This is a genomic window from Micromonospora sp. NPDC048843, assembly GCF_040649965.1.
Classification (GTDB): Bacteria; Actinomycetota; Actinomycetes; order Mycobacteriales; family Micromonosporaceae; genus Micromonospora; species Micromonospora hortensis.
This window is the reverse complement of the sequence record NZ_JBEZGJ010000259.1, coordinates 1-7,245: the sequence shown is the minus strand read 5'-3', so window position 1 is coordinate 7,245 and position 7,245 is coordinate 1. Positions and strand designations below refer to the sequence as shown.

The window sequence follows — 7,245 nt, the reverse complement described above, 5'->3', positions numbered from 1 at the left end:
GGGGCGCCCGCCGGGTGACCGGGGGGGCCGACCCGCCGCGGGCCGACGCCGGGGGCGGTACGGCCCATGACGGGCGACCCCCGGTGACGGACGGTAAGCCGATGGTGATCACAGACGTTGACGTGTTTTGATGTCAGGACGCCTGCGCCAACCCGGGACATCGATGACTGAGCAACCCGCACCTGATCACCTCGTTGTGGTCGACGTGTTGACGCAGGGTCTGAGCCACCTGCTACGCGACGAGGATCCGGAACTGGCCCGATGGATCGAGGAACTGGTCGCGACACTGAAGAGTCCCCGGCAGACGACGCTGGCCGGCTGGAACAGCTTCCTCGACCCCGGCGCCGACTCCAGCTGACCCGCTCGGAGTTCACACACCTGGCCGACGGCCGGGCTGGCCCGGCTGCCATCCGCGCTCTGCGGCGCGCGCAACGCAACCGCACGATGCTCGTCCTCAAGAACCTGGCCGACACCGACGACGCCTTGGCGGCGTCGGCGCACCTGCTCGGCCACGCCCACCGCCTCGACCCCGCCGCCGCGGACGTGCTGCTCGATCACCCGTGGCTCGCCGTCTGGGCGATCGAGCGGGTCCGGCACGGCGCGACCGGCCGACCCGACTACCTCCCGTTCGCGGCGCTCGCGGCGGCCGCCCTCAGCGGTCGGTCGGACGCGTCGGTGCCGGTCACACCCTGTGCGGGCCTGGTGCCCGTGCCGGGCCTCGGGGTGCTGCGTCGACACGGCGGCAGCACAGCCGTGACGCCAGCCGACCTGACCGGACGCCAGTGGACGCCCACCCGCTGGTGGCGCTTCACCGACCAGCCGGTCACCCTCGACCTCCGCGTCGACGACCTGGACCCCTACCGCGACTGCTTCGGGCTACCGGTCGCCGCCCGGCTCTCCGCACCGCAGGCCGCGGAGCTGGAACGGTCCATCGGGCACGCCTGGGACCTGCTCGTCGGGTACGCCCCGACGCACGCCGCCGAGGTGGCCGCCGGGATCAGCACCTTCGTACCGTTGGCCGACGGCACCGAGCGTGGGCACAGTGTCACGCACGCCGACGCCTTCGGGGCGTTGGCCGCCGACGCCAACCTCGACCCGGTGGATCTGGCCGTGACGATGGTGCACGAGCTGCAACACAGCAAACTCAACGCTGTCCTCGGCCTGGTCCAGCTGCACGAACCCGCCGACCCGGTGCGGTACTTCGCGCCCTGGCGTCCTGACCCCCGTCCGATCGGTGGGCTGCTGCACGGCACCTACGCGTTCACTGCCGTCGCCGAGGTGTGGGCCGCGCTGCGCGCCCAACCGGAACTGGCGGCCCAGGCCACCGCGCGGTTCGCGGTGGTGCGGGCGCAGTTGGAGCGCGCCGTGGTCGAGCTCGCCCGGGCCCGAAGTCTCACCTCGGCCGGGCGGCTCTGGGCAGAGCGCCTGGCCGAACGGATCGGCCACCTGGCCGCCGTGCCGGTCCCGGCGTCCGCCGACGCCGCCGGGCGCCGGGAGGTGGCGCGGGCCGAGCGCGACCGGCGACCGACGATCACCACCCGATGAGTCCAAGGCTCGGTGCGGCCACCGCCGGTGGGCGAGGCGTCAGGTCAGCCCGACGGTCTCGATGTCACACTCGATGCGCCGCTGGCCCCGCGCGGCGTCCACCTCCGGATGGTCCGGCCCGAACACGGCCTCCAGCGCCGCGGCAGCCTCGTCGAGCAGCTCGCGACCCCGATCCTCCTCGCCGACCTCGATCAGATCGACCGACGCGTTGACAGCACAGTAAAGCGTGTACGGATGCCCCGGCCCACGCAGGCGACGCGAGTCCTCGAGGATCGCCTGGGAGAGCACCTGCGCCTGCTCCAGCCGGTGCGACCGGACCAGGTTGATCGCCTGCGCGGAGCGCGCGCTCAGCAGGTACGGATGGGTGGGCGGCAACGCCTCGCCCATCGCCTGCAGGGTGGCCGCACCCAACTCCCGCGCCTCACGGTCGAAGTTGCGAGCCCGCAGGATCACCCCGAGGTTGACCGCAGCGCAGAGCGTGACCGGATGCCGCTCCCCGAAGACGGCTCGGAAGGTGGCGTGCCCCTGGGCTGCCAGGGCGTACGCCTGGGTCGCGTCGCCCGCAGCGCGCATGGCGTTCGCGCAGGTCATGCCCGCCTCCGCGGCCAGCACATGATCGGTGCCGAAGCGGCGGGTCACCAGCCGGTAGTTGGCCGCGCCCTCGGTCACGGCGGCGTCGAGCCGCCCGGTCTTGCGCAGGCAGGCGATGTGGATGCAGGTGGCGCGCAGCACTGTGAGGTGCTCCGCGCCCAGCAGCGACCGCTGCACCGGCAGGGAGCTGTCCAGCAGTTCCAGCGCGTCGGCGTACCGGCCCAGGAGGTAGAGGTCGCGCGCCTGGGCCTCCTGGGCCAGCACCAGTGAATAGGTGCCGTCCTCGGCGGCCGCACCGGCGTGCCGCGCCACTTCGAGGTTGAGTTCGTACGCCCCTGCGAAGTCACCACTCAGGCGAAGGTTGATTGCCATCGAGTTCATCACCCGCAGCGTGCTCGGGTGCCCGTCGCCGAGCACCCGGCGGTGCACGTCGAGGTTGCGCCGGTCGAGGTCGGCCGCTGCCGTGAAGTCGCCGATCCGCCGCAGGTCCGCGCCGACGCTGTTCGCCGCACCCAGTGTGTACTCGTGCTCCTCACCGAGGCTCGTCCGCATCCGCTCCAGCGCTTCGAGGCTGAACGCGGCCGCGCGCGGGTCGGCGAGCAGCCGCAGGGCGTCCGCGTACCGTCGCATCGCCAGCAGAGTCAACGGGTCACCGCTGCGCTGGCCGTCCGGACCGGGCTGGTCCCAGGCGGCCAGGATCTCCTCCGCGAAGTCCCGACAACCTTCGAAGTCACCCAGGTTGTAGATGTAGCGCAGCTGGTCCATCGCCGTCCGGCGGGCGTCGAGGTCACCGTGGATCAGACCGGCGACGCGGACGTGTGGCGCGATGTCGGCGTGGCGGGGCCAGGTGCTCCGGTCGTCGGGGAAGCCCGGGTTGGCGGCGGCCAGCAACCGGCGGGCGTGCGTCAGCGGGCTGTCGTCGCCCTGCTCGGCGAGCCCCTCCCGGATGACCGCCTGCACCAGTCGGTGCACCTGTACGTGCCGGCTGGCGTTGTCCGCCTTCGCGAGCCCGAGCGACGCCAGTTGCCGGATCGCCCGGGCTATGTCGTTGCGCTCCTGGAGGCTGGTGCGCAGCGGTTCGTCCAACCCGGCGCGGCGCCCCTCCCAGAGCAGGCGCATCGGGACCGGGTCGGGGCTGAGGAAGGCGAGTAGCTGGATCAGCTGCGCGGCTGCGGGATTCTGCTCGCGTACCGCGGCGAGCGCCATCGACACCACGGTCAACACGGTGCCCCGGTACTGCCGGGGCTGCCCCTCCCCCAGCAGCTCCCGGGCGTGTTCCTTGAGGTCGACGAGGTATTCGTCGACCGACGACAGCATGGTGAGCAGCCAACTGACTGCTTGTTCCAGGGCGAGTGGCAGGTCGCCAAGCTCCGCGGCGAGCCGGCGGGCGTCGTCGGGGCTGGTCGCGGGACGCCGCTTGAGCAGCAGTTCCACGCTCTCGGCTCGGGTGAACACGTCGACGTCCAGGGTCATGGCGCTCGCCGACCAGGCCATGTTCCGCGACGTGACGAGGACGTGGCCGCGTTCGCCGACGAGGTTCGACGAGGGCATGAGCGGAGCCAGCTCGTGCGGGTCGTCGGCGTTGTCGTAGACCAGCAACCAACTGAGCGAACTCGTCGACAGCGAGTCGAGGACCGTCCGCACGGTCTGCTCCAGGCTGGCGCTCGCGGCCAGGCCGAGCCGCTCGCCGAGGGCAGCGATCGAGGTACGCAGCGCACTGAGATCCTCGGCGGCCATCCACCAGATCAGCTGGTAACGGTCCGCGTACCGGTAGGCGAACTCGACAGCGAGCTGGGTCTTGCCGACCCCACCGACACCGCGCAGCGCCGCTTCCGGCAGCACCGAGGCCCGGTGCTGTGACGACAGAAGCTCGTCGAGCGCGACGAGCTGCTTCTCCCGGCCGGTGAAGTACAGGTTGCGCGGTGGGACGCCGCCCCGGATGAGAGTTCGGGATCGCTGGGGTGTCGTCTCCTCGATGATGATCGTCCTGCGCATGTCGGATTCAGGTTCCTCTCCACCGGCCTCGGCCGGTGCCGCCTGGTGCGGGGATCGTAGCGACGTCCAGTGCGCCTTCGCAGCCATGCGCATATCGTCGAGGTCGGCGGTGGTGAGCCGCAGGGCCGCCGCCGCGTCCCGCAACCACTGCTCCAACGGCTTGCCGTCCGACTCGAGGCCGGCGAGGACCAGGCCCGCCAGCGCCACGGCGGCCGGGACCTGCCAGTCACCCACCGGTTGCCAGCCGACGGCCTCCACCAGGGCGGGCAGGTCATCTGGCGACTGCGGATGATCCGTGACTGCCGCGACGGCCCCGGTCACGACCTCGGGCGGGACGTCAGTGAGCAACTGTGCGAGGAGCCAGGAGAGGTAGATCTGCTGGGCGGAGGTGACCGCGCTGGCACCAGGGTGGAAGTTGGCGATGACCTGCAACAGCATCGACATGCCCCGGGGCTCCTGGGCGCAGGCGCGCACGATGCGGTAGACGTCGTACCGGACCTCGGAGTGCCGGGGCACCGACAGTCGCTTGCGCAGTTCCCCCTCGACCTCGTCGAGGTAGAGCGAGCGGGTGTTCCCGTCATTGATCGAACTCATCGAGAGCAGTGCGTCGCAGATGGCTTGCACCTGGGCGCTCGGCATCCGGGGCGTCGTCACCGATTGTCCTCCGTACCCGTCAGCAGACCGAGGCTCTCGGCAAGGTCACGGAAGGCCCGCAGTGGCGTACTCGCCGACCCTTCCGTCAACAGCAGGACGCGATAGAGAGCCGCGATCCCATCCTCGTATTCTAGGGCCGTCCGAATCAGGCCGAACATGTCGAGACCCAATGGCCCGAATGGGTTCACCATCCGGCTGATGTGCGGCGGCAGCGACTGAATGACCAATTGACGGCTGTCGGGGTGCCGGAGTACCGGGATTTCCTCCAGCAGTCGGGCCAGCGCCATCTTTTGCGCGAACGCGAGCGGGGCGGGTGCCGGCCGGGGCGTCGCCCGGGCGACGGCTGTCAGCGGGCCGGACGGCAGCAGGGCAGGCGGCAGCTTGCCGGGCGGCAGCAGGGCAGGCGGCAGCTTGCCGGGCGGCAGCAGGGCACGCCACTGCCCGACGGGCAACATCCAGCCGACCAACTGCTGGCCGACGCTCGCGCGGGCCAGCACCATGCCCACCACGGCGCCATCCGGGCCGTACACCCCGGCACCGCTGAACCCCCTGTCGATTCCGGCCGTGGCAGGGGAAACTCGGTCGAGTTGACGCCATCCGGTGCCCGCGTCGACCGGACCGACCGCCCGCGCCAGCACCATGACGGACGCCGGGGTGTTGGCCGGAAAACCCACGATCCGCACGTCGAACTCGTCGTCGCCGCGATCGGCCAGCGTGGCGGGGGCGGACGCCAGCGGCGCGGCGCAGCGCAGGAGCGCCAGGTCACCGTCGCCCGCTGGGCCGACACCCCGGGACCAGGTCACCTCGGCGGCGACCCGGGTGCCGGGGTGGCTCGGTGTCTCGACGAGCACCCCGGGCTGACCCGCCCCGGTGCCGTCGCCGACGACATGCCAGCAGGTCAGCACCAGCTCACTGGTCAACTGGATGCCCGCGCCGACGACCGACGAGGAGTGGCCACCGAGTATCCGCACCCGGCCGGCGAGCGACCGGGTGCCGGTCATCCGTGCTCCGCCAACCACTCGACGAGGACGGCCGTTGGCCGACGGCCGGCGCTGCGGTCAGTCATGCGCGGCGTTCTCCTGCGCGCCGGCCCCGTCCTCAGCCGCCGACGGCAGCGCGGGGACGGGCGAGGTCCAGATCAGCTTGACCTTCAGGTGGCCCTGCGCGCTGGTGCGGGCGACGACGGCACCCGCCTCCGCGGTGAGGGTGACACCGATCTCGACCTCCACCTGATCGGGGCGCACCGCCACGCCCCGGACCACGCCCAGCGCCGCGTCGAGCGCGGGCTTGATGTGGGCCAGTGCCATCTCCAGCGTCTGCCGGGCGGGGCGTATCCGGTCGAGCAGACCGACCCGTTCCAGATCGGTGCCAGCGTGTTCCTCGACGAGGAGGACGCCCTGATCAGTCTCGAAACGAAGGAGATCCGCCACGTGACAAATTCTCGCCGAAAGATCGTTCGGAATTGGTGTCAGATCACTGACAGGAGTCATTGCGTGCACAGTGCGCCGACACCTGGCACATCTGCTTGCCATCACCACTGCGGCCTGTCAGCCTGACGCAATGCAGGATACGGCGACCTTCCAGGATCTACTCCGCGAAGGCGTCGACGCATCCGTGGATGGTTGGGACTTCTCCTGGTTCGACGGCCGCGCGACAGAGCAGCGGCCGTCCTGGGGATATCTGAAACTCATGGCAGCCCAGATGAGGGTGGCCCGCGCCGCACTGGACATCCAGACCGGCGGCGGCGAGGTGCTCTCCGAGGTGCCGGCATTCCCGCCGGTGACCGTGGCCACCGAGCACTGGCCGCCCAACCTCCGGCTGGCCCGACGCGCGCTCGAACCACGCGGCGTGCGGGTGGTCGACGTCGCCGAGGACGCGCCGTTCCCGTTTCCCGACGGGACGTTCGACCTGGTGGTCAGCCGGCATCCCAACGTCGTGCTCTGGGACGAGATCGCCAGGGTGCTCACTCCCGGCGGGCAGTACCTGGCCCAGCAGATCGGCCCTGGCTCGAACCGGGAGCTGGCCCAGTTCCTCACCGGTCCCCGCGAGGTCGGTGACGAACGCAGCCCGGCCCGCGCCGCCGCCGACGCGCGAGCCGCCGGCCTGGTCATCGACGAGCTGCGGCACGAAGCGCTGCCGACCACCTTCAACGACGTGGCAGCGGTGGTGCACTTCCTCCGCAAGGTCATCTGGACGGTGCCGGACTTCACCGTGGACCGCTACCGGGCCCGCCTCGCCGATCTGCACGACCACATCCGTCGCCACGGCCCGTTCGTGGCCCACGCCCAGCGCATCCTGGTCCGGGCCCACAAGCCCGAGCACTGACGCGAACGTGCCGCCACCGCTGGGCGGAGCAGGTCCCACGAACGGGTACCGGTCGGAGCGGCCGGCCACGGATGAACCGCGGCCGGCCGGGTAAGCAGCGACCTTGCCTGGTGGGGAGACGACCGGGTGCACGGG

General features: G+C 71.3%; 6 protein-coding genes. 3 read left to right on the top strand and 3 right to left on the bottom strand.

Translation table 11 applies throughout. From position 1 onward, the window contains the following. The first annotated feature begins 163 nt into the window (after positions 1 to 163). Together AB0C20_RS33835 and AB0C20_RS33830 are read left to right on the top strand one after the other, a co-directional pair. Entirely contained in the window at positions 164 to 358 is a 195-nt protein-coding gene (locus tag AB0C20_RS33835; protein ID WP_146765853.1) for a hypothetical protein, read from the top strand. 86 nt (positions 359 to 444) lie between these two features. Next, positions 445 to 1,545 (top strand): HEXXH motif-containing putative peptide modification protein, encoded by a 1,101-nt coding sequence (locus AB0C20_RS33830; RefSeq protein ID WP_357185236.1) that lies wholly within the window; start codon positions 445 to 447, stop codon positions 1,543 to 1,545. 39 nt (positions 1,546 to 1,584) lie between these two features. On the opposite strand, the gene fxsT is transcribed toward AB0C20_RS33830, so the two are convergent. From fxsT to AB0C20_RS33815, 3 genes are read right to left on the bottom strand one after another with little or no spacing between them, the layout of a single operon-like run. Beyond that, on the bottom strand, positions 1,585 to 4,785 hold the full coding sequence (gene fxsT, locus AB0C20_RS33825) for an FxSxx-COOH system tetratricopeptide repeat protein (protein WP_357185233.1): 3,201 nt from the start codon (positions 4,783 to 4,785) through the stop codon (positions 1,585 to 1,587). After that, positions 4,782 to 5,786 carry a trypsin-like peptidase domain-containing protein gene (locus AB0C20_RS33820; protein WP_357185230.1) on the bottom strand — a complete coding sequence of 335 codons (1,005 nt, stop codon included), beginning with the start codon at positions 5,784 to 5,786 and terminating at the stop codon, positions 4,782 to 4,784. The genes fxsT and AB0C20_RS33820 overlap by 4 nt, the downstream gene beginning before the upstream one ends. Before the next feature lie 57 nt (positions 5,787 to 5,843). Further along, positions 5,844 to 6,215 (bottom strand): CU044_2847 family protein, encoded by a 372-nt coding sequence (locus AB0C20_RS33815; protein ID WP_357185227.1) that lies wholly within the window; start codon positions 6,213 to 6,215, stop codon positions 5,844 to 5,846. 130 nt (positions 6,216 to 6,345) lie between these two features. Between AB0C20_RS33815 and AB0C20_RS33810 the strand changes: the two genes are divergently transcribed. Further along, positions 6,346 to 7,110, top strand: a complete 765-nt coding sequence (locus tag AB0C20_RS33810) for a class I SAM-dependent methyltransferase (protein WP_357185224.1) — start codon at positions 6,346 to 6,348, stop codon at positions 7,108 to 7,110. Positions 7,111 to 7,245: the final 135 nt, after the last annotated feature.

Excerpts from the sequence above, each read along its gene's own strand:
- AB0C20_RS33835 (WP_146765853.1), top strand. The coding sequence starts at position 164 with ATGACTGAGCAACCCGCACCTGATCACCTCGTTGTGGTCGACGTGTTG.
- AB0C20_RS33830 (WP_357185236.1), top strand. The coding sequence starts at position 445 with ATGCTCGTCCTCAAGAACCTGGCCGACACCGACGACGCCTTGGCGGCG.
- AB0C20_RS33820 (WP_357185230.1), bottom strand. The coding sequence starts at position 5,786 with ATGACCGGCACCCGGTCGCTCGCCGGCCGGGTGCGGATACTCGGTGGC.
- AB0C20_RS33810 (WP_357185224.1), top strand. The coding sequence starts at position 6,346 with ATGCAGGATACGGCGACCTTCCAGGATCTACTCCGCGAAGGCGTCGAC.